Annotated in this window: 22 protein-coding genes; 6 read left to right on the forward strand and 16 right to left on the reverse strand. The window is 70.5% G+C overall.

Annotated features, from left to right (window positions below; translation table 11 throughout):
- Positions 1–11: 11 nt before the first annotated feature.
- Positions 12–515, forward strand: coding sequence for a GNAT family N-acetyltransferase (locus KGQ19_RS06565; RefSeq protein WP_212008169.1), 504 nt, complete (start codon positions 12–14; stop codon positions 513–515).
- 75 nt (positions 516–590) lie between these two features.
- Here the strand turns inward: KGQ19_RS06565 and KGQ19_RS06570 are convergent, their stop codons facing one another.
- From KGQ19_RS06570 to KGQ19_RS06605, 8 genes are all read right to left on the reverse strand, one after another.
- On the reverse strand, positions 591–1568 hold the full coding sequence (locus KGQ19_RS06570; protein WP_212008170.1) for a quinone oxidoreductase family protein: 978 nt from the start codon (positions 1566–1568) through the stop codon (positions 591–593).
- 121 nt (positions 1569–1689) lie between these two features.
- Positions 1690–2451 carry a sirohydrochlorin chelatase gene (locus KGQ19_RS06575; protein WP_212008171.1) on the reverse strand — a complete coding sequence of 254 codons (762 nt, stop codon included), beginning with the start codon at positions 2449–2451 and terminating at the stop codon, positions 1690–1692.
- Complete coding sequence (locus KGQ19_RS06580) at positions 2448–3341, reverse strand: ABC transporter permease (RefSeq protein ID WP_212008172.1); 894 nt, start codon at positions 3339–3341, stop codon at positions 2448–2450. The genes KGQ19_RS06575 and KGQ19_RS06580 overlap by 4 nt, the downstream gene beginning before the upstream one ends.
- The gene (locus tag KGQ19_RS06585) at positions 3331–4131 is read right to left on the reverse strand and encodes an ABC transporter ATP-binding protein (RefSeq protein WP_212008173.1); all 801 of its coding nucleotides are present in this window, start codon (positions 4129–4131) and stop codon (positions 3331–3333) included. The genes KGQ19_RS06580 and KGQ19_RS06585 overlap by 11 nt, the downstream gene beginning before the upstream one ends.
- A gap of 24 nt (positions 4132–4155) precedes the next feature.
- Positions 4156–5274: an ABC transporter substrate-binding protein gene (locus KGQ19_RS06590; protein ID WP_212008174.1), complete on the reverse strand. Its 1119-nt coding sequence runs from the start codon at positions 5272–5274 to the stop codon at positions 4156–4158.
- A 118-nt stretch (positions 5275–5392) separates the two neighbouring features.
- Positions 5393–6739 (reverse strand): sulfate adenylyltransferase subunit 1, encoded by a 1347-nt coding sequence (locus KGQ19_RS06595; RefSeq protein ID WP_212008175.1) that lies wholly within the window; start codon positions 6737–6739, stop codon positions 5393–5395.
- 2 nt (positions 6740–6741) lie between these two features.
- A complete protein-coding gene (gene cysD, locus KGQ19_RS06600) occupies positions 6742–7665 on the reverse strand; it encodes a sulfate adenylyltransferase subunit CysD (RefSeq protein WP_212008176.1) in 924 nt (307 codons plus the stop codon).
- Position 7666: 1 nt separating this feature from the next.
- Positions 7667–8389 (reverse strand): phosphoadenylyl-sulfate reductase, encoded by a 723-nt coding sequence (locus KGQ19_RS06605; protein ID WP_212008177.1) that lies wholly within the window; start codon positions 8387–8389, stop codon positions 7667–7669.
- Between the two features lie 482 nt (positions 8390–8871).
- Between KGQ19_RS06605 and KGQ19_RS06610 the strand changes: the two genes are divergently transcribed.
- Entirely contained in the window at positions 8872–9720 is an 849-nt protein-coding gene (locus KGQ19_RS06610; protein ID WP_212008178.1) for an LLM class flavin-dependent oxidoreductase, read from the forward strand.
- Between the two features lie 87 nt (positions 9721–9807).
- On the opposite strand, the gene KGQ19_RS06615 is transcribed toward KGQ19_RS06610, so the two are convergent.
- Positions 9808–11538 (reverse strand): thiamine pyrophosphate-dependent enzyme, encoded by a 1731-nt coding sequence (locus KGQ19_RS06615; protein ID WP_212008179.1) that lies wholly within the window; start codon positions 11536–11538, stop codon positions 9808–9810.
- 81 nt (positions 11539–11619) lie between these two features.
- On the opposite strand from KGQ19_RS06615, the gene KGQ19_RS06620 reads away from it, so the two are divergent.
- Complete coding sequence (locus tag KGQ19_RS06620; protein WP_212008180.1) at positions 11620–12390, forward strand: hypothetical protein; 771 nt, start codon at positions 11620–11622, stop codon at positions 12388–12390.
- 33 nt (positions 12391–12423) lie between these two features.
- On the opposite strand, the gene KGQ19_RS06625 is transcribed toward KGQ19_RS06620, so the two are convergent.
- From KGQ19_RS06625 to KGQ19_RS06645, 5 genes are all read right to left on the reverse strand, one after another.
- Positions 12424–13542 (reverse strand): hypothetical protein, encoded by a 1119-nt coding sequence (locus KGQ19_RS06625; RefSeq protein ID WP_212008181.1) that lies wholly within the window; start codon positions 13540–13542, stop codon positions 12424–12426.
- A gap of 310 nt (positions 13543–13852) precedes the next feature.
- On the reverse strand, positions 13853–14833 hold the full coding sequence (locus tag KGQ19_RS06630; RefSeq protein WP_212008182.1) for a GH25 family lysozyme: 981 nt from the start codon (positions 14831–14833) through the stop codon (positions 13853–13855).
- An 87-nt stretch (positions 14834–14920) separates the two neighbouring features.
- Positions 14921–15109: a hypothetical protein gene (locus KGQ19_RS06635; protein ID WP_212008183.1), complete on the reverse strand. Its 189-nt coding sequence runs from the start codon at positions 15107–15109 to the stop codon at positions 14921–14923.
- Positions 15106–16815 carry a nitrite/sulfite reductase gene (locus KGQ19_RS06640; protein ID WP_212008184.1) on the reverse strand — a complete coding sequence of 570 codons (1710 nt, stop codon included), beginning with the start codon at positions 16813–16815 and terminating at the stop codon, positions 15106–15108. The genes KGQ19_RS06635 and KGQ19_RS06640 overlap by 4 nt, the downstream gene beginning before the upstream one ends.
- Before the next feature lie 257 nt (positions 16816–17072).
- Positions 17073–18497 (reverse strand): choice-of-anchor A family protein, encoded by a 1425-nt coding sequence (locus KGQ19_RS06645; protein ID WP_212008185.1) that lies wholly within the window; start codon positions 18495–18497, stop codon positions 17073–17075.
- 271 nt (positions 18498–18768) lie between these two features.
- On the opposite strand from KGQ19_RS06645, the gene KGQ19_RS06650 reads away from it, so the two are divergent.
- Positions 18769–20124 (forward strand): dicarboxylate/amino acid:cation symporter, encoded by a 1356-nt coding sequence (locus KGQ19_RS06650; protein WP_212008186.1) that lies wholly within the window; start codon positions 18769–18771, stop codon positions 20122–20124.
- A gap of 81 nt (positions 20125–20205) precedes the next feature.
- On the opposite strand, the gene KGQ19_RS06655 is transcribed toward KGQ19_RS06650, so the two are convergent.
- Together KGQ19_RS06655 and KGQ19_RS06660 are read right to left on the reverse strand one after the other, a co-directional pair.
- Positions 20206–21510: a D-arabinono-1,4-lactone oxidase gene (locus KGQ19_RS06655; protein WP_212008187.1), complete on the reverse strand. Its 1305-nt coding sequence runs from the start codon at positions 21508–21510 to the stop codon at positions 20206–20208.
- A gap of 47 nt (positions 21511–21557) precedes the next feature.
- Positions 21558–22757: an MFS transporter gene (locus KGQ19_RS06660; protein WP_212008188.1), complete on the reverse strand. Its 1200-nt coding sequence runs from the start codon at positions 22755–22757 to the stop codon at positions 21558–21560.
- A gap of 161 nt (positions 22758–22918) precedes the next feature.
- Here KGQ19_RS06660 and KGQ19_RS06665 point away from each other — a divergent pair, with 161 nt between their 5' ends.
- Both KGQ19_RS06665 and KGQ19_RS06670 read left to right on the forward strand, forming a co-directional pair.
- Positions 22919–23317, forward strand: coding sequence for a hypothetical protein (locus KGQ19_RS06665; RefSeq protein WP_212008189.1), 399 nt, complete (start codon positions 22919–22921; stop codon positions 23315–23317).
- Between the two features lie 82 nt (positions 23318–23399).
- Entirely contained in the window at positions 23400–23912 is a 513-nt protein-coding gene (locus KGQ19_RS06670; RefSeq protein WP_212008190.1) for a GNAT family N-acetyltransferase, read from the forward strand.
- Positions 23913–23956: the final 44 nt, after the last annotated feature.

Below are 23956 nucleotides of genomic sequence, written 5' to 3' on the forward strand. Positions count from 1 at the left end.
TCCTTCGCGGCATGCCGACACCGACGAAGATCCGCGAAGCCACCGACGAGGACTGGCCGCACATCTGGCCGTTCTTCCGCGCCATCTGCGCTGAGGGGGATACCTACTCCTACCCCTACGAGCCCACCGAGCAGGAGGGCCGCGCGCTCTGGATGGAGCGGCCGCCGGGGCTGACCGTGGTCGCCGTCGACGCCGACGGCACCGTGCTGGGCAGCGCCAAGATGGGCCCGAACCGGCCCGGCCCCGGCGCGCACGTGGCCACCGGGAGCTACATGGTGGCTCCGGAGGCCGCGGGCCGGGGCATCGGCCGGGCCCTGGGCGAGTACTCGCTGAAGTGGGCGCGTGAGCAGGGCTACCGCGCGATGCAGTTCAACGTCGTGGTCGAGAGCAACGCCCGAGCGGTGCACCTGTGGCAGTCGATCGGGTTCCGGATCATCGGGACTGTGCCGGAGGCGTACAAGAGCCGCACGCACGGCTACGTCGGCCTGCACGTGATGTATCAGAAGCTGGATTGAGAACGGTCCCGGTCCGAGCTCCGCGACTTCGGGCGGGTTCGGACCGGGACCGTCTTCGACTGGGGCGACAGGTGCCTACGGGACCAGCAGCAGCTTGCCTGTCGTCTTGCGCGACTCCATGTCGGTCTGCGCCTGAGCGGCCTCGCCGAGCGGGTACGTGGCGCCGATCCGCACGGACAGCGTCCCGTCCTGGAGCCAGCGGAACAGGTCCCCGGCGCGCCACTCCAGCTCCTGGCGGGCGGCGATGTAGCTGCCGAGCGTCGGGCGGGTCAGGAACAGCGAGCCGCCCTGCATCAGCCGCAGCGGCGCGACCGGCGGCACCGGGCCGGAGGCGTTGCCGAAGCTGACCAGCATGCCGCGGACCCGCAGCGAGGCCAGCGAGGCGTCGAAGGTGTCCTTGCCGACGCCGTCGTAGACCACGTGCACGCCCTGCCCGCCGTTGCGGCTGCGCACCTCGGCCGCCAGCTCCTCGCCGGACAGCTGGTCGTAGCGGATCACCTCGTCGGCGCCGGCCTCGGCGGCCAGCTTGGCCTTCTCGGCGCTGGAGACGGTGCCGATCACCTTGGCCCCGGCCGCCTTCACCATCTGGATCAGCAGCAGACCCATGCCGCCGGCCGCGGCGTGCACCAGGGCGGTCTCGCCGGCCTTGATCGGGTACGTGCTCTGCGTCAGGTAGTGCGCGGTCATGCCCTGCAGCAGCACCGCGGCGGCGGTCTCGATGTCCACGCCGTCCGGCACCGGCACCGCCCGCTCGGCCGGCACGATCACCTGTTCGGCGTAGCTGCCGCGGGCGTCCGCGCTGGCCACCCGGTCCCCGGCCTTGAAGTCCGTGACGCCCTCGCCGACCGCCAGCACATGCCCGGCCACCTCGGCACCCGGGGTGAACGGCGGCTCGATCGGATACAGGCCGATGCGCGAGTAGATCTCGGTGAAGTTCACGCCGGCGGCGCCGACCTTCACCAGGAGCTCCCCGGGCCCCGGTTCCGGGTCGTTGACGTCTGAGAGCTGGAGGACCTCGGGCCCGCCGGTCTGGCCGACGACGATCGCGCGCATACACGGATCCTTTCAAAGGTTGCCAGGGTTCGCAGCTTGCAACCCCGCTCCGGCCGCGCTGATTCCGCCGGCCCGGATGCCGGAAAGGCGCGCGGGACGGTTCAGCTCAGGTCAGCTCAGCTCACGCCACGTGCGCCAGGCACCGGGTCCGCGCCCCGTCGAACCGGGCCAGTACCGCCGAGGCCACCTCCGGCGCGTTCCCGAGCTCGTCGGCCACCGCGTCCGCCCCGGCTCGCAGCGCCGAGCCGCGGATCCGGTCGGCGAGCAATCCCGGCGCCAGGAAGTACGGCGCCACCACGACCCGCCGCGCGCCGCGGCTCCGCAGCGCGCGCACGGCCGCCCCGGCCTGGTCTCCGACCGCCGGTACCGGCACCACGCGCTCCCAGCCGCTGCGCTGCCAGCCCTCGGCCAGCTCGTCCACCGCGGCGGCGGCCACCCGGTCCGAGGACCCGGCCCAGGCCAGCACCACGGACGCTTCCTCGTCCCCGGGCCACACTCCGGCCTCGCGCAGCCGCCGCTCCAGTCCGGCCAGCACCAGCGGGTGCGGACCCAGCGGCTCGGCCAGCACCGGCGTCGCCACCACGGACCGCCAGCGCGGGGGCAGCGACTCGTGCGCGGCCAGCACCGCGGCTGGAATGTCCTGCCGCACGTGGTAGGCCGAGTTCAGGAGCAGCGGCACCACCTTCACGTGCTGATACCCGTCGCGGACCAGGCCCTGAAGGGCCCGCGCCGTGGTCGGACCGCAGTGGTCGAGGAACGCGGTCTCCACCCGCAGCTCCGGCCGCTGCGCGCGAACCGTGTCCACGAGTGCTGTGATGACTTCGCGGTGCCGCGGGTCGCGGCTTCCATGGGCGACCGCCAGCATCGCCTCTGCCTGCTTCACGCCAACCCCCTCGCCTTGAGCACGCGCCGTTCCAGGGGCGCGAAGAGCAGCTGGTTGACCGCCACGCCGACGGCCAGGATGAGCACGATGGCGGCGAACGCGCCGGACATGTCGTTGGCGTCCTGGGAGTTTTTCAGCAGGAAGCCCAGTGAGTGTCCCAGGCTCGCGGACTGGACGATGATTTCCGAGGCCAGCAGCGAACGCCAGGCGAAGGCCCAGCCCTGGCGCAGCCCGGCGAGGTAGCCGGGCAGCGCGGCCGGGAGCAGGACGTGGCGGACGGAGGCCAGGCCGCGGGCGCCGATGTTGTGGCCGACCCGCAGATAGATCGGCGGCACCTGGTCCAGGCCGGACATGACGCCGACGGCGATGGAGGGCACCGCGCCGAGCAGGACGACGGTGTAGAGCATGGCCGGGGTGGGGCCGAAGAACATCAGCGCCGGCGGGACCCAGGCGACCGAGGGCAGGGACTGGAGCCCGGACAGGATCGGCCCGAGGCCTGAGCGGACGGCCTTGTAACGCCCGACCAGGATTCCCAGCGGGGTGCCGAGGGCGACCGAGGCGCCGAAGCCGACGGCGCCGTGGCCGATGCTGTGGCCGACCGCTCCCCAGGCGTCGCCGCCGGAGAAGGTGTCCTTGAGCGAGGAGAAGACCTCCGACGGCCCGGGCAGCTTCCAGTCCGGCCAGATCTTCGCCGCGTACAGGAGCTGCCAGACGGCCACGATCAGCGCGAGGACGACGATCGGGGGTAAGACAGAGGCGGCCACCTGCCTGAGTCTGCCGGATTCCGGTTCCGTGGAGGTTTCCAGCGCGTCAAGCCCGGCTTCGATGTGTGCCAGCGTGTCGCCGCCGGTGGCGGCCCCGGCGGCGGTGTCGGTGGTGTCAGCGGCCATGGCGGCTGATCTCCTTGCGCAGGTGGTCGGTGATCTCCACCGACAGGTCGGCGACGGCCTTGTCCTCGATGCGGCGTGGCTGCGGGATGTCCACTTCCCACTGCTGAGCGACCCGGCCCGGGCGCGAGGACAGCAGCACCACCCGCTGGCCCAGGCGCACGGCCTCGCGGACGTTGTGGGTGACGAACAGGACCGCGAGCCCGGTGGCCTCCCACAGCCGGATCAGTTCCTCGTGCAGCACGTCCCGGGTGATGGCGTCCAGGGCGGCGAAGGGCTCGTCCATCAGCAGCACCGGGGTGTCCTGGGCCAGCGCCCGGGCCAGTGCCACGCGCTGCCGCATCCCGCCGGAGAGCTGGTGCGGCCGCTTGTCGTACGCACCGCGCAGCCGGACCAGGTCCAACAGCCGCTCGGTCTCGGCCTGCCGGTCGCGGCGCCGGGACAGCCCGCGCAGCCGCAGCGCCAGGTCGATGTTCTCCCCGGCGGTCAGCCACGGGAACAGCGCGGACTCCTGGAACATCAGGGCGGCGCGGCCGGAGGGCACCTCGACGGTGCCCGAGCTCGGCGCGTCCAGGTCGGCGACCAGGTTCAGCAGCGTGGACTTGCCGCAGCCGGAGGCGCCGAGCAGGCACACGAACTCGCCGGGGGCCACGGTCAGGTCGATGCCGTCCAGCACCGGGGCGCCGCCGGCGAAGGTCTTGCCGACCCCGGACAGGCGCACAGCGGCGGGGGCGGTGCCGGTCGCGGACGTGACAGTACCGGGAGGCGCCGAGGTCTCGACGGTGGCGGTCATGGCGGTATCCCCTTCGCTTCTTCGCTACTTGCTCGACAGCCCGGCGTCGGACACCGCGGCCCGGCCGTCCCGGGCCAGTTCGGTGTTCAGCAGCGTCAGGTCGAAGATGCCGTGCAGGTCGGTCTGCTTGAGCAGGCCGGTGGCCACGGCGTGGTCCATGGAGGTCTGGAGGGAGGCGGCCAGTGGGTCGTCGGTCACCGTCTGTTCGCTGACCGCGCGGGCGATCTCGGCGGCGGTGAGGGCCTTGCCGGTGAGGGCCTTGAGCTGGTCGTTGACCAGGGTCTGGGTGGCGGCCGGGTTCGCGGTGATCCAGGAGTTGGCGGCGATCTGCCCGTCGATCAGGGCCTTGACGGTGTCCGGGTGCGCGGTCAGGAAGTCCGTGGACACGACCAGGTTGGTGGTCGCGAACTGCCCGCCGGGCCACAGACTGCGCTCGTCGACCAGCACCTTCGCCCCGGCCTCGGCCACCATCCGGGAGGCCCACGGTTCGGGCAGCCAGGCGCCGTCGATGTGTCCGGCCTTGAACTGGTCCAGGGTGGCCGCGTTGTCCTGCGGGTTCACCGAGACGTCGCCGGTCCCGTCGGGGTTGGCCGTGAGGCCGTTCTGCTTGAGCCAGGCGCGCAGGGCGACGTCCTGGGTGTTGCCCTTCTGCGGGGTGGCCAGGGTCTTGCCCTTGAGGTCCGCGACGGAGGTGATCCCGGGCCGCACCACCAGCTCCGCGCCGCCGCTCGTGGCGCCCGCGACGATCCGCAGTGCCTGGCCGTGCGATTGGGCGAAGGCGGACAGGGCTGAGGACGGTCCGACATAGGCGGCGTCCAACTGGCCGCCGAGCAGCGCGGTCATCTCGGCCGGGCCGGCGTTGTAGATCTGGGTGGTGAGCTTGGTGGTGCCCAGTGCCTTGGCGAAGTCGCCGTGGGCGACCCCGACCACGGCGGTGGCGTGCGTGACGTTGGCGAAGTAGCCCAGCCGCAGCTCACCGGCGGCCGTGGAGGTGGTACCCACGGCGACGGAGGAGGAAGTGTCGGCCGATCCGGAGCTGTGGTCCGTGGTGGAGACGTACGCGGCGATCACCATCACCACCGACACGATCAGCCAGCCGGCCGCGACGGTGGCGGCGACGGCAGAGAACGCCCTTCGTATCAACGCACGCTCCAGGGGGACTACAGGGATCTTCGATGTCGGAACAGCGAGCAGCGGTGAGGCACCGCGGCCCGACATCGGACGTCCCCGGTGAAGTTGTGGGTGAACAGGGCGCGCTCGATCACGAGAAGACCCCCAGCGGGTCCCCGGACATGCCGGCGGTGAGGGTGTCGCCGCTGGCCGGGTCGATCAGCAGGAACGAGCCGGTCTCGCGGTCGGTGGCGTAGGGCTCCAGCAGGATCGGCGAGGCGGTGCGCAGGACCACCCGGCCGATGTCGTTGGCGTGCAGGGTGTGCGGGGCCGGGGCGTCGTGGTCCCAGTCGAACTCGTCGGTCCCGGCCGGGCCGGCGGCGGCGGCGGCCAGCGGGTCGGTGATGTCCAGCTTGGCGGAGATCTCCTTCACGATCGCCTTGACCGTGCGGGTGGTGTGCTTCAGCAGCACCCGGTCGCCGACGCTCAGCGGCTTCTCCGACAGGTGGCAGACGGTCGCCACCACGTCTTGCACCGCGGTCGGGGCGGCCTCGGCCGGGGCGATCAGGTCGCCGCGGGAGACGTCCAGCTCGTCGGTCAGCAGCACGGTGGCGGCCTGCCCGGCGGTGGCCCGCTCGACCGGGCGGCCCAGCAGGTCTATGGCGGCGATCGTCGAGCGCTGACCCGAGGGCAGCACCACGATCGGGTCGCCGACCTCCAGGTGCCCGGAGGCGACGGTACCGGCGTAGCCGCGGTAGTCGGCGCTCTGGTGCCGGATCACGTACTGCACCGGGAACCGGCCGGCCGGGCGCCGCTCGGTCTGGACCGGGACGTTCTCCAGGAACTCCAGCAGCGTCGGGCCCTCGAACCAGGCCAGATCCGCCGAGGGCTCCACGACGTTGTCCCCGCGCAGCGCCGACACCGGAAGCGCCGCGTGGTGCTCGATTCCGAGCGCGCTGGCGTAGGCGGCGAAGTCGGCCTCGATCTCGGCGAACCGGTCCTTGTCGAAGTCGACCAGGTCCATCTTGTTCACCGCCAGCAGCACCCGCGGCACCCGCAGCAGGGCCGAGACCGCGGTGTGGCGCAGGGTTTGCGAGGCCAGACCCTTGCGAGCGTCGACCAGAATGACCGCCAGCTCGGCGGTCGAGGCGCCGGTGACCATGTTGCGGGTGTACTGCACGTGCCCGGGTGTGTCGGCCAGGATGAACCGGCGCTTGGGCGTGGCGAAGTAGCGGTAGGCGACATCGATGGTGATGCCCTGCTCCCGCTCGGAGCGCAGTCCGTCGGTCAGCAGCGCCAGGTCCGCCTGTTCCAGCCCGCGGTTGCGCGAGGTGCGCTCCACCGCCTCGTACTGGTCGGCCAGCACCGACTTGGTGTCGAAGAGCAGCCGGCCCACCAGGGTCGACTTGCCGTCGTCGACGCTGCCGGCGGTGGCCAGCCGCAGCAGTCCGGCGACGTGGGTGTCCTTAGAGGTCGGCGCGTCCAGCAGCACAGTCATGACTAGAAGTACCCTTCTCGCTTACGGTCCTCCATAGCCGCCTCGGACAGGCGGTCGTCCGCGCGGGAGGCCCCGCGCTCGGTGATCCGGGAAGCAGTGATCTCAGCGATGACCGTGGCCACGTCGACGGCGGTGGAATCCACCGCGCCGGTGCACGACATGTCCCCGACAGTCCGGTAACGCACTACGCGGGTCTGGACCGGCTCGTCTTCGCGCGGCCCGCCCCAGTCGCCGGGGGACAGCCACATGCCGCCTCGGGCGAACACCTGCCGCTCGTGCGCGTAGTAGATCTCCGGCAGCACGATGTCCTGCTCGGCGATGTACTGCCACACGTCCAGCTCGGTCCAGTTGGACAGCGGGAACACCCGCACGTGCTCACCGGGCCGGTGCCGGCCGTTGTACAGCCGCCACAGCTCCGGACGCTGCCGCTTGGGGTCCCACTGCCCGAAGTCGTCGCGCAGCGAGAAGACCCGCTCTTTCGCGCGGGCCTTCTCCTCGTCGCGACGTCCGCCGCCGAAGACGGCGTCGAATTTGTGGGATTGGATCGCGTCCACCAGCGGCACTGTCTGCAACGGGTTACGCGTCCCGTCCGGGCGCTCGGTCAGCCGGCCGTCGTCGATGTAGTCCTGGACGTGCGCCACGAACAACTGGAGCCCGTGCTCGGCAACAGTGCGGTCGCGCATCGCCAGCACCTCCGGGAAGTTGTGCCCGGTGTCCACGTGCAGCAGCCCGAACGGCACCGGCGCCGGCGCGAACGCCTTCAGCGCCAGGTGCAGCATGACGATCGAGTCCTTGCCGCCGGAGAACAACAGCACCGGCCGCTCGAACTCGGCCGCCACCTCGCGGATGATGTGCACCGCCTCGGCCTCCAGCGTGCGCAGGTGATCGTGCGCCGGGGCCGTCTCGTCGTGGGTCAGGGTAGTCATGTCAGGTGTGCAGTCCGCATTCGGTCTTGGCGTTGCCGGCCCACCGGCCGGCCCGCGGGTCCTCGCCGGGCCGGGGCTTGCGCGTGCAGGGCTCGCAGCCGATCGAGGTGTAACCCTCCATGAACAGGGGGTTGGTCAGCACGCCGTGGTCGGTGATGTAGGCGTCGAGGTCGGCCTGGGTCCAGGCGGCGAGCGGGGAGATCTTGACCATGTCGCGCTTGGCGTCGTAGCCGACCACCGGGATGTCCGCGCGGGTCGGGGACTCCTCGCGGCGCATGCCGTTGATCCAGGCCGTGTACGGCTTCAGCGCCCGCTCCAGCGGCTCGACCTTGCGCAGCGCACAACACTTGTCGGGGTCGCGCTCGTAAAGCCGCGGGCCGTGTTCGGCGTCCTGCTCGGCGACCGTCCGCAGCGGGGTGATGTTCAGCAGCCGCACCGGGTACACCTCGGCGACGGCGTCCCGGGTGCCGATGGTCTCGGCGAAGTGGTAGCCGGTGTCCAGGAACGCGACGTCGATGTCCGGCGCCGCGACGGAGGCCAGGTGCACCAGGTGGGTGTCGGCCATCGAGGAGGCGACGACCAGGTCCGTGCCGAAGGTGGCGTGGGCCCATTCGACGATCCGCCCGGCCGGGGCGTGTTCCAGCTCTGCGTTGGCCTGCTCGGCCAGCGCTCGCAGGTCGCCGGCCCGGGGCTTGACCGACGCGGGTGCGGTGTCCGCTGACATTTCGGGGCTTCCCCTTACAGTGGCGGGCGCGCGGGCGTGCCGGACGCCCGACGCGCCCGGACCGCATGAGGCGGCGTCCTCGGACGGCGTGGGGGAAGGGCCGGCGGGACCGTGCGCCCTGAAGGATCTTCGGTGACAGATCGCGGGCGAGGTCTACTGGGCCGGCATACAGACCATGCTGGACAGCCGTCCGAAGTCGACGTGACGCCGACCGACGAGCGCGATTCCAGCACGAGACATGCTTAGAGAGTCGCACGCGGTCCGCGGGTCGTCCACTGTCGTCCATGATGCGGACCATGTGTCTCACGCCACGTTGAGGTGGCGTAATGGGGTTGTTGCGCCGGAGTCGGGGCTTTAGGCTGCCGATACTCCGAGAGGGAGCTCCCCAGAGGGAACGCCGCAGAACGGGAGCCTTAGGCTTCGCATTGCCGAAGTCCTGGAGGGGGCGGCATTGTTTCGTCGTTCCCTTATGGAGGTTATTCATGGAAGTCGGAATCGGCTTGCCCGTCAGCACCCCCGAGGTGCTGCTCGACTGGGCCCGGGCCGCTGACACCGGACCGTTCTCCACCCTCGGTCTGCTCGACCGTATCGTCTTTGAGAACCCCGAACCGCTGGTGACGCTGTCCGTCCTGGCCGGTGCGACCACCCGGGTCCGGCTGCAGACCGAGGTGCTGCTGGCGCCGCTGCGCGAGCCCGTCCTGCTGGCCAAGCAGGCCGCCACCCTCGACCGGCTCAGCGGCGGCCGCTTCGTCCTGGGGCTGGGCGTCGGCGGCCGGGAGGACGACTTCGAGGCGGTCGGCGCCGACTACCGGTCGCGCGGCCGGCGCATGGACGAGCAGATGGAAGTGATGCGGCGCGTCTGGTCCGGCGCTGACTACAGCGACACCCTGGGCCCGATCGGCCCGCTGCCCCACCGCGAGAACGGCCCCGAGGTGCTGTTCGGCGCGTTCGCGCCGGCCGCGCTGGGCCGGATCGCCCGATTCGGCGACGGACTGCTGGCCGTCGCGCCGCCGCAGATGATCGGCGCTCAGATCGAAACGGTTCGCCGAACCTGGCAGGAGGCCGGCCGGGACGGAGCGCCGCGGATCGTCGCCCAGGTCAACGCCGCGCTCGGCCCCGAGCCGGTGATCGAGGAGGCCCGTACGGCGATGGGCGGCTACTACCGCTTCGCCGGCGAGATGGGCGAGCAGTTCGTCGCCGCGATGATCACCACGCCGGAGGGGGTCCGGGAGGCCGTCGCGGCGTACGCCGACCAGGGCGTCGACGAGGTGATGTTCTACTGCTACGGCCGCGACCCCAAGCAGGTCGACCGGCTGGCCGACGCGCTCTGAGGTCGACGGTGCGCACTGCGGGGCGTGCTCTGAGGCCGTAGAACCGCGATGCCGGATGTGCTCTGAGGGCGGGGACTTACTCCGCGCTCAGAGCAGCCGCGCGTTGTGTGTCGCCTCCTTGACGACGTCGCCGAGGTGGCCGGTCAGCGCCTGCTTGGCGACGCTGAGCGTGAAGCCCTTGATCGTCTCGGCCGGGGTGTGCGCCGGTAGCGCCAGTGCGTAGGGATCGACCACCACGTCGACCACCACCGGACCCCCGCGGTGGTTCAGGGCCTCCTTCAGGCCCTGTTCCAGATCCGCGGGGCGTTCGATCCTGATGCCCCTGGCACCCATCGCCTCGGCGACCTTGGCGAAGTCCGGGTTCTGGAAGTCCACGCCCCACGGTGTGAGCCCGGCCTCCTGCATCTCGATCCAGACGAAGTCGAGCTTGCCGTTGTTCAGGATCACGTGCACGATCTCGGCCTTGCGCTGCACCTCCGTGAGGAGGTCGCCGAGGCCGAGCATCGTGAAGCCGCCGTCGCCGCACAGGGCGATCGCCGCGCGGTCCGGGAAGGCCATCTTGGCGCCGAACGCGTTCGGCGAGGCGCTGGCCATCGAGGCCCAAGTGAGGCTGCCGAACATGTGGCGCTTCGGGCCGAAGTGCAGGTAGTGCGCGGCCCAGATGCACGCGGTGCCGGTGTCCACGGTGAAGACCGCCTCTTCGGGCGCGAGCCGGTCCAGGGTCGCGGTCAGGTACTCGGGACGGATCTGCTTCAGGGCCGGGCCGCGTTCGACATAGTGCTGCAACTGCTTGTCGAAGTCCTCTGTCTTCTTCAGACACTTGCGCAGGAAGCTGTCGTCGGTCTTCGCCGACACCTGCGGCAGCAGTTTGTCCAGGGTCGCACCGACGTCGCCGACCAGCCCGTGGACCAGCGGCACGCGGCGGCCCAGCCGGCGGCCGTCCCGGTCCACCTGGACCACCTTGACGCCGCTGTGCGGGAGGAACTGCGGGAACGGGAAGTCCGTGCCGAGCATCAGGAGCACGTCGGCGTGGTTCGCCGCCTCCCAGCAGCCGCCGTAGCCGAGCAGCCCGGTCATGCCGACCGCGTGCGGGTTGTCGTACTCCAGCCACTGCTTGCCCTTGAAGCTGTAGCCGACCGGTGCGTTCAGCTTGTCCGCGAGGGCGCGGACCTGATCCCGGGCGTTCTGGCAGCCTTCGCCGCCGAAGATGGTGACCGTCTTCGCGCCGTTGATGATCTCGGCCAGCTTCCCGATGTCCTCGTCAGGCGCCGGGCCGACCCTTGTGTTCGGCACCGTTATATGCGTCGACACATTCGGTGCGTCCGCCGCTGCCACGTCGCCGGGCAGTGAGATCACCGTCGGGCCCTGTTCGGCCAGCGCGGTGGTGATTGCGGAGGTGACGATCGGCCGCAGCTGCTTCGGGTCTATTAGGCGACCTGTATATAGAGACGCGACGCTGAAGAACGTATAGGGGTTCAGCTCTTCCAGACCGTCCGTGTCCATGATGGCGGTCTCGACGTCACCGGCGATCGCGATCACCGGGACGCCTTCCTTGCGCGCGTCGATCAGGCCGTTGATCAGGTGGCTCACCCCGGGTCCGGCGGTGCCGCAGACCGCGACCGGCCGCCCGGACATCTTCGCCTCCGCGACCGCCGCGAACACGCCCCACTCCTCGTGCCGCACGTGCACGAAGTCGATGTCGCCGGCCCGCCGCAGCGCGTCGATCGCCGGGTTCAGGGCGTCGCCCACGATCCCGTAGCAGCGCCGCACGCCGGCCTGGGCGAGCATCTTCCACAGCACATCCGCGACAGTAGGCATGCTGCCAGTCTCGGGGAGGGGGCCCGCGCTGGGATCGCTAGAGTGAGCCGCGTGGGGGACCAGAAGACACCTATGATCCCGATGCCGTCCGTGCCCGCCGATGCTTTGTGGGAGATCTCCCTCGCGGCGTATCTGCGGCGGCGTACCGACCTCCCGTCGCTGGCCCTCAAACCGCTGGGGCTGCTCGACCGGTACGGCGAGGTGGCCGTCGGGCCGGACCACATGGCCTTCGACGGCGAGGACGTGCCCTGGGACAAGGCCGTCCGGGTGATCGTGCGGGACCTGGTCGAGGTGGTCTCCGACAAGGCGATGGCCCGCGAGGCGGAGAAGATCCGGCACCTGCTGCCGCCGTTGCCGGGCCGCAAGTGGGTGGTGGACCACGCGATGGCGCTGCTCGGTGAGTTCGCGGCGCCGCGGCTGACCAAGGCCCGCGGTGGCGACGTGGTCAGCGAGGTCGTATACCGGGGCGCGCTCGGGCGGGAGAAGACGGTCCAGTGCGGGGTGTTCGCGGCCCTGTTGATGGCGACCTGGCCGGAGGTGCGGAACAGCTTGTTGGCCACCGCGCGGCTGCACAGGGTGGAGGTGTACGGGGAGGCGGTGCCGGAAGCGCGCGAAGCTGCCGGACATTTCTCCGGACATATCTATAGTGCTGCTTCGCCGAACCAGACGTCCGCTGCGGATGACGAGCCGACCCTCCTGATCCCGCCGCAACCGAGCGCCGCCGGCGAACCCACGGTCATGCTCCCGCCGCAGTCGGCACCGCACGCGGACGATCTCGCGTCATCGGGCTCGGCGGTGCTGCCGCCGCGTCAGGACTTGTGGACTCCCGCCGAGCCCCGGCCCGAGGGCTGAGACCCGGCGGGTTCCGTGTCACCTACAGCCGGGTCACTTCACCGTCGCGTGCGTCAGCGCGCAGACGTTGGTGTCGTTGGACCAGCTGCCCTGGAACGTGAAGGTGCCGTTGCCGAACTTCACGTTGCCGGCGCCGCCGGTCACGCCCTTGAGCCAGGCGCACTCGTCGGCGTTCTCCTGGCCCTGGTACTGAGAGCCGGCCACGTTGTTGGTCCAGCCGCCGGCCGGGTTCTGGTCGGTGATGGTCTCGCTGTACTCGTGGCCCAGGGTCATGGTCCAGCCGTCCAGCGTGCCCTTGCTGCCGGAGTTCAGGAAGCTCACGCCGCAGCCCTGGCCGGAGTCCATGTTGTAGGGCTGGTTGGAGAAGGCGAAGTCGCCGACGTTGGACGCCACCGCGCCGCCGGTCAGGGTGCTGTCGCCGTTGTAGTCGTGCCAGGCGCAGTACTGGCCCTGGTAGTTGTCCGGGTTGGTGCCGTGCGGGGACAGGATCACGTAGTAGGCGGCCCGGTTCGAGGCCGCGGTGGTGTTGCCGAAGTGGTGCGCCGCCTTCAGCGCCTCCTCGCCGAGCTGGTGGCCGCTGGCGGCGGCCGGGGACTTGGCCGAGTTGTCGTACCAGGCGCCGGCGAACACGCCGCCGGTCGGGTACGGCACGTGCGCGGCGCTGGTGGAGCAGCTGGTCGCGCCGGCCTTCACCAGCGAGCCGTCGCAGTACTGGGTCATGGTCCCGGACCACGACTCACCGCCGGTGCCTATGCCCTTGAACAGCATCTGCGCGGGTGCGGCACCCTTCTGCGGGTCGTTGGAGAACGTCAGGTTGCCGTTGGCGTCCTTGCTCTGCGTCCCCCACTGGCTGCCGTAGAAGATGACGTAGACCTTGGGGTGCTGGTCCATCACGCCGATGCCGTCGATGCCGCCGCCGTAGGACAGCGTCTCCGGGCCGGTGGCGGCCTTCGCGGTGGCGGCGGAGTCGTGGGCGGCCTGCGCGCGGAACGCCGCGGCCCCGGCGACCGTGGGCATCACGCCATGGCGCTGCGCGGCCGGGGCGGCCTGGGCGGAACCGGAAGTGCCGAGCGCGGCGAGCAGCGCGGCACTGGCGCCGATGGCGGCGGCCAGGCGCGCCTTGCCACGGGCGGTGGTGGGGGTGTGGAGCATGGGTGGTGGCTTCCTCTCGCTGGGACCTCGCCGCTCGGCCGGGGTTGGCCGCAGCGGCGTGCTTGGTGCGCGGACGCACGGCATCGGCATGCGGCGGTACCGCGCGCTGGCCGTGCTTCCGTGGTGCGATGGGGCCTGTCAGCGCCCGACGAAACCCGGGACATCGGGCCCCTGAGATCGTCTGCGAAGGGGAAACTAGCAATGAGGCCAACCCGGGTCAACGGGTTGGCCTCAAACTGTTAAGCGAAGGTTTTCCAGGTGTCCGCCACGTCGGGGCGATGAGGACCCTTGCTCGGCCCTGGTCGGCCGATCAGCGGGCTACGGCTTCCAGAAGGTAGGCCACCGGCACGTCCGGGTTCGTCACCCGGGCGATGCTGATCTTCTGGACCGCGGTCGGCAGCGGTCCGCCGAGCGGGTTGACGCGGTCGGCGGTGGCGTCGACCACCACGTTCTCGTAGATGTGCGACCAGCCCTGGCCGTGGGTGAAGATGGCGACCCGCACGGTCGCCGTACCGAAGTCGGCGCCCAGGCTGAACCACACGTTTCCCCAGTTCGCGGTGCCGTAGTTCGCCGGCGGCGGCAACACCATGGTCACGGCGCCGGCGCCGGGTGTGATCACACCTGTCGCGAATGCGGGCATGTTGTCGTCCTCCAAACCGGGGGTGCCCCCCAGGGTCGCCGCCAAGTCCGCGGACGTGCCCCGGAAAGCGTTGTAGTCCAGGTTCTGTCCGCCGTCGGACGCCTGGTTGGTGAACTGGTAGATCAGGGGTGTGAGCCCGCCGTAGGGCTCCCATCCGGACGCTCCGTCGCCGGGATACAGGCTCCCCACGCTCCCGGACCCGCCGGGATACTCCGAGGAGACCAACGAAACGCTGCGGCTGGTCAGTGCGGACAGATCGGGTGAACCGAGCTGTTGCCAGTACCAACGCGGCAGATAGACCAGACGCAGATTGAGTCCCGCGGCATGCGCGGCGTCCACGTAGGCGAGGATGTCGGCCAGGGACGGCGAGAACGAGTTGGCGGGCTCGGCGTCCAGCATGCCCGGTAGTGCGCTGTTTCCGACGTTCGCTGCGGTATGCGCGGCCTGCGCACTTGCGCTCTCGTTGGATATGAAGTGGTACCAGATGAACGGTCTGCCGAGCTGTGCGGCCTGCTCTCGCCAGCCTTGGTAGTCGGCATCGGTGTAGTAGGTGCCTTCGGTCGTCTTGGCTATGACGAAGGCGGCGTCGGCGAGCCGGGACAAGACCAGCCCGCTCTGATAGGACGATATGTCGGGACCGAAGATGGTCATAGGCGGCTCCTTGTGGGGGGAGTCAGGGACCATATTTCGTATGCCGCTCTGACGAGTCCTCAAACCGCATGACTTGCTATTCGTTTGTCAGGACCCGGATGCGGCATCCCGGGCATTGTCCGTCCGGTCCGTCCGGGACGCGAGCAGGCCGACGAAGGCGACCTCGAACACCCGCCGGCAGGACCGGCACGACCAGCGCCGGTGGCTGCCCTCCTCCGGCCGCAGATCCTCGTCGCCGCAGTAGGGGCAGTACGCCGGCGCTGCTCGCTCGCTCATGACAGGTCCGCCTCCGAGGCGCGCGTCGTCCACTGCGCGAAGGTCTCCTGCGCGTGTCGCTGCTCCTGGAAGCGGCGTGCCAGCCGCTCGACGTAGTCCGGCAGCGCCGCCGCCGTGACCTTCAGCCCGCGCACCTTGCGGCCGAAGGCGCCGTCCTCGACATCCGTCGGTTCCTTGGTCTGCGCGCCGAGGTGGCCGCCCAGGTGCACCTGGTAGCCCTCGACCTGCTCGCCGTTCTCGTCCAGGACCAGCTGGCCCTTCAGTCCGATGTCGGCGACCTGGATGCGCGCGCAGGAGTTGGGGCAGCCGTTGAGGTTGATGGTCAGCGGCTGGTCGAAGTCCCGCAGCCGGCGCTCCAACTCGTCGATCAGGTTCGACGCGGTCTTCTTGGTCTCCACGATCGCCAGCTTGCAGAACTCGATGCCGGTGCAGGCCATCGTGGACCGGCGGAACACCGAGGGCCGGACCTGGAGGTCCAGTGCTTCCAGGGCGCCGACCAGCTCCTCGACCCGCTCCTGGGCCACATCCAGGATCAACAGCTTCTGCTCGGCGGTGGTCCGCACCCGGTCCGAGCCGGCGGCCTCGGCCAGGTCGGCGACCTTGGCCAGGGTGGCGCCGTCGACGCGGCCGACCCGGGGCGCGAAGCCGACATAGCGCTTGCCGTCCTTCTGGACGTGCACGCCGATGTGGTCGCGCTCGTAGGTCGGCGCGGGCTCCGGCGCCGGGCCGTCGGTCAGCGCGCGCTTGAGGTATTCGGTCTCCAGGACCTCGCGGAACTTCGCCGCGCCCCAGTCCGCGACCAGGAACTTCAGGCGCGCGCGGCTGCGCAGGCGACGGTAGCCGTAGTCCCGGAAGATGCCGCAGACCCCGGCCCAGACGTCCGGGACCTCGTCCAACGTCACGAAGGCGCCCAGCCGCTTGGCGAAGTGCGGGTTCGTCGACAGACCGCCGCCGACCCACAGGTCGAAGCCCGGGCCCAGCTCCGGGTGCACGACGCCGACGAACGAGATGTCGTTGATCTCGTGCACCACGTCCTGCTGGCCGCTGATCGCGGTCTTGAACTTGCGCGGGAGGTTGGAGAACTCCGGGTTGCCGATGTAGCGCCGCGAGATCTCCTCGATCGCCGGGGTGCCGTCGATGATCTCGGTGGCGGAGATGCCGGCCACCGGCGAGCCCAGGATCACGCGCGGGACGTCGCCGCAGGCCTCGGCGGTGCTCAGGCCGACGCCCTCCAGCGTCTTCCAGATCGCCGGGACGTCCTCGACCCGGATCCAGTGCAGCTGGATGTTCTGCCGGTCGGTGACGTCGGCGGTGCCGCGCGCGTACTTCTCCGAGACCTCGGCGATGGCGCGCAGCTGGGCCAGGGTCAGGCGGCCGCCGTCGATGCGCACCCGGAGCATGAAGTACTTGTCGTCCAGGTCCTCCGGCTCCAGGATGCCGGTCTTGCCGCCGTCGATGCCGGGGCGGCGCTGCGTGTAAAGGCCCCACCAGCGGAAGCGGCCGCGCAGGTCGCCGCCGTCGATGGCGTCGAACCCGCGGTGCGCGTAGACGTTCTCGATCCGGGCCCGTACGTTCAGGCCGTCGTCGTCCTTCTTGGTCTGTTCGTTGCCGTTCAGCGGGGTGAAGTAGCCCTTGGCCCACTGCCCTTCGCCGCGCTGCTGGCGGGGACGGCCGGCGCGGGCAGGCGTGGACGGGGTGACAGTCATCTCGGGGTGTCCTTTGAACAGGTTCGTACGGCCGGTGGGAGGAGGCGCGGGAGCGCGAACCGCTGAAGAGGCGCGGGTCAGAGCGCGGTGCGGACCGTACAGGCCATGCTGGAAAGGCGGCCGTAGTCGACGTGGCGTCGACTGACGAGGGCGATTCCGGCACGGGACATGCCCATCAGCCTGGCAGCGCATCCCGGACGCGTCCACTGTCGTCCGGGATGCGGACCGGTCGTCTCACCAACCGTGAAGGCGGCAGATCAGGCGTGCTTTCCCTTCTTGCGGCTGGTGAAGGCCAGCACCCCGGCGCCGACGGACAGCGCGGCGGCGGCCAGGCCCAGGGCCGGCGCGAGGCTGCTGCCGGTCGCCGCCAGGCCCCGGCCGGAGGGGCTGGTCGAGAACGACGGCTGGGTGCCGGACGGCGTGGTCGGCATCGCGGAGCCGGACGACGGTCCGGTGGTGGTCGAGGACGACGAACTCGTCGGGGCCGACGAGGTCGGCGCGGTGGTCGGCGCCGAGGTGGTGCCCGTGTCCGACGTCGATACCGTGGGCTCCGACGAGGAGCTGGAGGACGACGAAGTCGGTGCCGACCCGCACTCCGGGAGCACGCCGTCGAACGGGTACGCGTGGATCTCCGAACCGGCGTTGGAGTTGGTCAGCACCAGCCCGCCGGCCACGTACACCCGGCCGTTCTGGCCCGGCGTCTGGATGCTGAGCGTCCCGGCTGGATTGCCGCCGAGGATCGAGCCCTGGAACTGGGCCCCGCCCCGGATCGTCGCCGAGGTGGCGTTCGGGAAGTTCCACATCAGGTGCGGCCGCAGCTCGGTCGTCTGGTCGCCGGCCAGCCCGGTGCCGGTGTAGGTGTTGATGACCGGCGCGGTCCCGGTCATGTTGACGAGCACCGTGGCGCCGCTGGGGATGTTGTCGAACTCGATGCCCACGGTGCTCGCGCCGCCGATGTCGCCGGGGACGTCGAAGACCTGGAGCATGCTCGTCCCGTCGCCGGTGAAGGTCACAGCCGAGGGCGAGACGCTGACCGTGCCGGTCGCCGGGGCCGTGGCGGCGCACGCCGACCGGTCCTCGATGTAGCCGCGCAGATCCGAGTACTGATCGGCGGCACCCGGCCGCTGGATCGCCTGGCCGGGCGGGACCACGTTGATGGTGCCGGTCGCGGTGCCGCCGTACACGAGGTTCCCGTAGGCCGGGCCGTTGGCGTCGGTCCCGCCGACTTCCAGCCGGTCGGTCGGCTGCACGGTGACGTTCCCGCCGACGGTCACGAAGTCCGAGCCGTCCGGCGGCGGAACCCGCGAGCCGACCCCGACGACGCCGGCGTTGAAGATCCCGCCACCGCTCTTGTCGACGGTGAAGTCCCCGAGCACCACGATCTTGCCCTCGGCCTCGGCGGCCCGGCCGGTGGCGCTGAAGTCGGTGCCGGCGTAGATGTTGATCGCCGCGTCCCGGCCGCCGAAGTCGCCGTTGTGCGGCGGCGGCCACGTCCCGGGGCACTGCGGGCCCAGACAGGCACCCAGCGGCGGCGCGAGCGGCGAGGTCCCGGTGATCGGTCCGACCGCGCCGTGCGCCGCGCTCACCGCCGCCAGCGCCGCGGCGGCGAACGCCGCCCCGGCCACGCCGAGCACCGCGGCCTTGCGTCGCTGCTTCAGACCGACTTCGACGTCCGTCGCCACTAGGACTCCCTACTGTGATCGAACCCTCACTTTCCGTGCCGATGGTAGGAGGTCCGCCTGATGAGATGGGGGAGGCGCAGGCTTGGGACGACGGCGGTCGTGACGTACGTTGGTCCGATCATGCGATCAATCTGGGAAGGCGAGCTGCTGGTCCAGCGCCGCCACATCGACCTGTGCCGCACGCAGTGCGCGCTGTGTACCCCGCGTCACGCCTGACGCGAACCAGCGCCCACCCGTTTCCGCACGTCTCGAATCCCGGAGTAGAACAACCATGTCCGCATCCGCCGATGTGTCCGGCGCGCCCGCCCGCGCCCGGAAGTTCCCCCACGTCCCGTTCGGCATCCAGATCCTGCTGGGCCTGGTCCTCGGCATCGGCCTCGGCCTGGTCGCCCGCGACGCGCATCTGAGCTGGCTGGCCACCACCTTGACCCAGATCGGCACGATCTTCGTCCAGCTGCTGAAGCTGGCGGTCCCGCCGCTGGTCTTCACCGCGATCCTGGTCTCGGTCGCGAACCTGCGCAAGGTCGCCAACGCCGCGCGGCTGGCCCTGCGCACCCTGATGTGGTTCGCCATCACCGCGCTGATAGCCGTCAGCATCGGCATCGCGCTCGGCGTGGTGACCAAGCCCGGCCACGGCGTCAGCCTCGGGGCCGGGGTCAAGGCGCCGGGCACCACCGGCAGCTGGGTCGACTTCCTGCAGGGCATCATCCCGACCAACGTGGTCGGCGCCTTCAGCGAGGGCAACGTCCTGCAGATCGTGTTCCTGGGCATCGTCTCCGGCGCCGCGGTGCTGGCCGTCGGCGACCGCATGGAGCCGGTGGTGAAGGCCTCCGAGCTGGTGCTGGAACTGGTGCAGAAGGCTCTGTGGTGGGTCATCCGGCTGGCCCCGCTGGGCACCCTGGGCCTGATCGGCAAGGCCGTCGCGGTCTACGGCTGGGACCTGATCAAGCCGCTGTCCACCTTCGTCGTCGACATCTACGTCGGGCTGGCGCTGGTGCTGCTGGTCGTCTATCCGCTGGTGCTGAGCCTGGCCGGGCGGGTCAACCCGCTGAAGTTCTTCGCCGGGGCCTGGCCGGCGATCCAGCTGGGCTTCGTCTCGCGCAGCTCGATCGGCACGCTGCCGATGACCCAGCGGGTGGTCACCGAGCGGCTGGGCGTGCAGAAGGAGTACGCGAGCTTCGCGGTGCCGTTCGGCGCCACCACCAAGATGGACGGCTGCGCGGCGCTCTACCCGGCGCTGGCGGCGATCTTCGTGGCCAACGTCTTCGGGGTGCACCTGGGCCTGAAGGACTACCTGCTGATCGCCTTCACCTCGGTCGTGGGCTCGGCGGCCACCGCCGGTCTGACCGGTGCGATCGTGATGCTCACCCTGACCCTGACGACGCTCGGGCTGCCGCTGGCCGGCGCCGGCATCCTGCTGGCCATCGACCCGATCCTGGACATGGGCCGGACCGCGATCAACGTCGCGGGCCAGGCGCTGGTGCCGGTCGTGGTGGCCAGTCGGGAGGGCATCTTGGACCGCGCGGTGTACGACGCGCCCAAGGGCGAGCTGATCGTCGCGGGCGCCGAGCCCGCGGTGGCCGCGACGCCCGCGGCGGCCGCCGCGCCGACGCCGGTCGCGGCGTAGTCGCGGTCAGCGGGAATCCAGTCCCGATAGTCGCGATAGTCCCGACAGGACCTGTCGGGACTGCCGCGACTGCCTGCCCCGTCAGTCCCCGAACACGCGCCGGGTGTACTCGTTGGCGAACAACCGCTTCGGGTCCACCCGGTCGCGCACCCCGAGGAAGTCCTCGAACCGCGGGTAGGTCTTGCCCAGGTACTCGGCGTCGCGGGTGTGCATCTTGCCCCAGTGCGGCCGGCCGTCGTGCCCGATGAGGACCTGTTCGACGGCCTTGAAGTACTCCTCGTACCGGGTGCCCTGGTACATGTGGCAGGCGATGTACGCGGTGTCGCGGCCGTGCGCCGTGGACAGCCACAGGTCGTCGCCGGGCACCACGCGCACCTCGATCGGGAAGTTCACGTTCCAGTTCGAGCCGTTGACCAGCTGCGTGACCTCGCGGAACGCGGAGACGAACGCGGTCCGCGGGACCGCGTACTCCATCTCCACGAACTTCACGCGCCGCGGTGAGGTGAACACCTTGTCCGAGCGGTCGGTGTAGGTGCGGGCGGACAGTGCCGAGCCGGAGACCTTCGAGACGGTCTTGGTCAGCCGCGGCGCGGTGCGGGCCAGCCGCTGCGCCGCGCCGAACACCGAGTTCGACAGGAACTCGTCGTCCATCCAGTGCCGGAACCCGGACAGCGGGGCGGCCGGTCCGGTCGAGCGGTTGTTGCGCTTGATGTTGGTGCTGGTCGTGTACGGGAACCAGTAGAACTCGAAGTGGTCGTTGCCGTCGGCCAGCTCCTGGAAGCCGTCCAGGACCGCGTCCAGCTTCATCGGCTCCTCGCGGGCGGTGAGCAGGAACGAGGGCTCGGTGCGGAACGTCACCGCGGTCACGTAGCCGACCGCGCCGACACCCAGGCGCGCGGCCTGGAACAGCTCGGCGTTCTCGCTCGGCGAGCAGATCACGATCTCGCCGTTGGCCAGCACCAGCTCCAGCGCCGCCACCTGGGCCGCGATCGAGCCGGAGGCCCGGCCGGTGCCGTGGGTGCCGGTGCCGATCGCGCCGGCGGCGGTCTGCACCTGGATGTCGCCCATGTTGGTCAGCGCCAGGCCGTTCTCCGCCAGCAGCGCGTTGAGCTGGTGCAGCGGCATCCCGGACTCGACGGTGACCAGGCCGGCTTCCCGGTCGATCTGCTTGAGCCGGGTGAGCCCGTCCGGCTTGACCAGTACGCCGTCGGTGACCGCGGCCGGGGTGAAGGAGTGCCCGGAGCCGACGGCCTTGACCGTCATCCCCTCGTCGTCGGCGGTGCGCACGATCTCGACGACCTCGGAGGCGGTTCGCGGGGTGACCACCCGGGCCGCCTTCGCCGTCTGGTTGCCGGCCCAGTTGGACCACTCGTTCGCGCCCGCCACGCCTCACCCGATTCTTCCGCCGGCACGCCAGCTGTGAGCCGCGCCGTTCACTCGATCGCCGGATCCCCCGGACGTAGCCAACGCGAGCCGAGCAGCGCAGTCAAGAGGGCGAGGGCGCTTCCTGCCACTGGGACCAGATATGCGGTGTGCGCCCCGGAACGGTCGATGAGCCAGCCGGCGACCGCCGAGCCGGCGGTGATCCCGACCGCCGCGCCGGTGGTCTCGATCACCATGCCCTCGGTCAGCCGGGCCGCCGGGACCAGGAGCTCGACCAGCCCGACCAGCGTGATCAGGGTCGGGGAGATCGCGAATCCGGCCAGCAGCAGCACCAGCGCCAGCACCCCGATGTTCGGCGCCAGCGCCATCGGCGTCGCGGTGATCAGGACCAGCGCCAGCAGGATCATGACCCGCCGGTCCAGCGGCGTCTCCCAGTGCGTGGCCCCGAAGATCAGCCCGGCGATGAACGACCCGACGGCGTAGACCGCCAGCAGCAGCCCGGACCAGTCGCCGTGCCCGTGCTCCTCGGCGAAGGCCACGGTCACCACCTCGATGGAGCCGAACATCACCCCGATCGCGATCGCGCAGATGAGCACCACCCGCATGCCGGGGATGGCGATCGCCGCGGGTCCGGTGTGGTGCTCATGCGGATGCGGGGCGGGCTGGGTGCGGCGCTGGACCAGGAACGCCGTGGTGCCGACGACCAGGAACCCGGCGGCCAGCCCGACTCCGGCCTCGTGGTGCACCTGCAGGGTCAGGAAGGTGACCAGGATCGGGCCGATCATGAAGACGACCTCGTCTATCACCGCCTCGAAGGAGTAGGCGGTGTGCAGCGCCGGAGTCCCGGTGTAGAGCTTGGTCCAGCGGGCCCGCACCAGCGCCCCGACGTTCGGCAGGAAGGCCCCGGCCAGCGCCGCCGAGGCGAACCAGGACCAGGTCGGCTCCTTGAAGCGGACGCAGAGCATCAGCGAGCACAGCGCGGCGGTCGACACCGCGAGCATCGGGAACACGACCTCGGCCTGCCCGCGCCGGTCGATCAGCCGGGCCAGGAACGGCCCGCAGAAGGCCTGCACCAGCGCCATCGTCCCGGACACCACGCCGGCCAGCGCGTACTTTCCGGTCGATTCCTTGATCATCAAGATGATGCCCAGGCCGAGCATCGACATCGGCAGCCGGCCGACGAACGCCGCGGACGAGAACCCCCTGGATCCCGGCGCCTTGAAGATCGCGGCATAGTGCTTGGCCACCATACGGCGATCGTCGGGCCGGTGAGGCTGCTGCGCCTGCTGGGACGGCCGGGCGGGTGGTGCGGGGCGGCCCCCGGGGCCGGTTCACCGAGAATCAATCGGAACGATGATCACGATTACCCCTCTTGTCGCGACTTTCGGATAATTGGGTGAGACTCTTGGTCGTGGACGCCGATCGCACGTTCGCGGCCCACGTCCCGGATTCGCAGCTTTGGGAGCGATGGATGACCCCTTCGAGGTCCTTGAGTGCTCGTCTCGCCGACCATTCCGGCGTGCTGCACGGGCAGTGGGGGGATGCCGGTGCGGTGGCGGTCGGGCTGGTGTTCCTCGGCCTCGGGTTGGTGATGGCCCTGGACGTGATCAGGGTGCTCGCCTATCGGAAGGCCGACCTGTCGGAGCACAGCGCCAAGTGGCTGCACGAGTCGACCGTCCGGTTGAGCGGCGGCCGCGCGGAGCACCACCGGCAGTGCAAGCGCGAAGGCCTGATGGAAGTGCTCGGCTGGGGCCTGGTCGGGCTCGGGGCGCCGGCGTTCCTCGCCGGGTTCGTCGGTTTGGTCGCCTGACGGCCGCGGCGTACCTGCAGGCAAGACCTTCGCGCGAGAACTCTGTGGCGCCGGCCTTGGGAAACCTGTGAAGATGCCGAGCATGGCTTACACCGTGCGCCGCACCACTGCGGATGAGTGGCGGGACTTCCGGGAGCTGCGCCTGGCGGCGCTGCTGGACTCGCCGACCAACTATGGCCAGACCCACGAGCAGGCCCTGGCCATGACGGACGAGCAGTGGCAGGAGCGCGCACGGACCAACGCCACGTCCACGGAGCAGGCCTTCTACGTCGCCGTGGACGACGCGACCGGGCGGCTCGTCGGCATGTGGAGCGCGGCGCCGCACTTCAACCGTCCGGGCTCATGGATCGTTCTCGGGGTCTTCGTCCGCCCCGAGGCGCGCGGTACCGACGTCGCGCGCCGCCTGAACCAGGCCGTCATCGACTTCGCGCGCACCACGGACGCCAAGGAACTCGTCCTGCTGGTCCGGGACGACAACGAGCGCGGGCGCCGCTTCTACGAGCGGGAGGGGTTCACGCTGACCGGCTTCGCTCAGCCGCACAACCTCGACCCCTCCCACGACCTTGTAGAGATGCGCTACGAGGACTTCCGGTAGCGCATCCCTATAAGGGCCGGGCTTCTAGAGCTCTCTTACAGAGC

The organism is Catenulispora pinistramenti, assembly GCF_018274385.1.
GTDB lineage: Bacteria > Actinomycetota > Actinomycetes > Streptomycetales > Catenulisporaceae > Catenulispora > Catenulispora pinistramenti.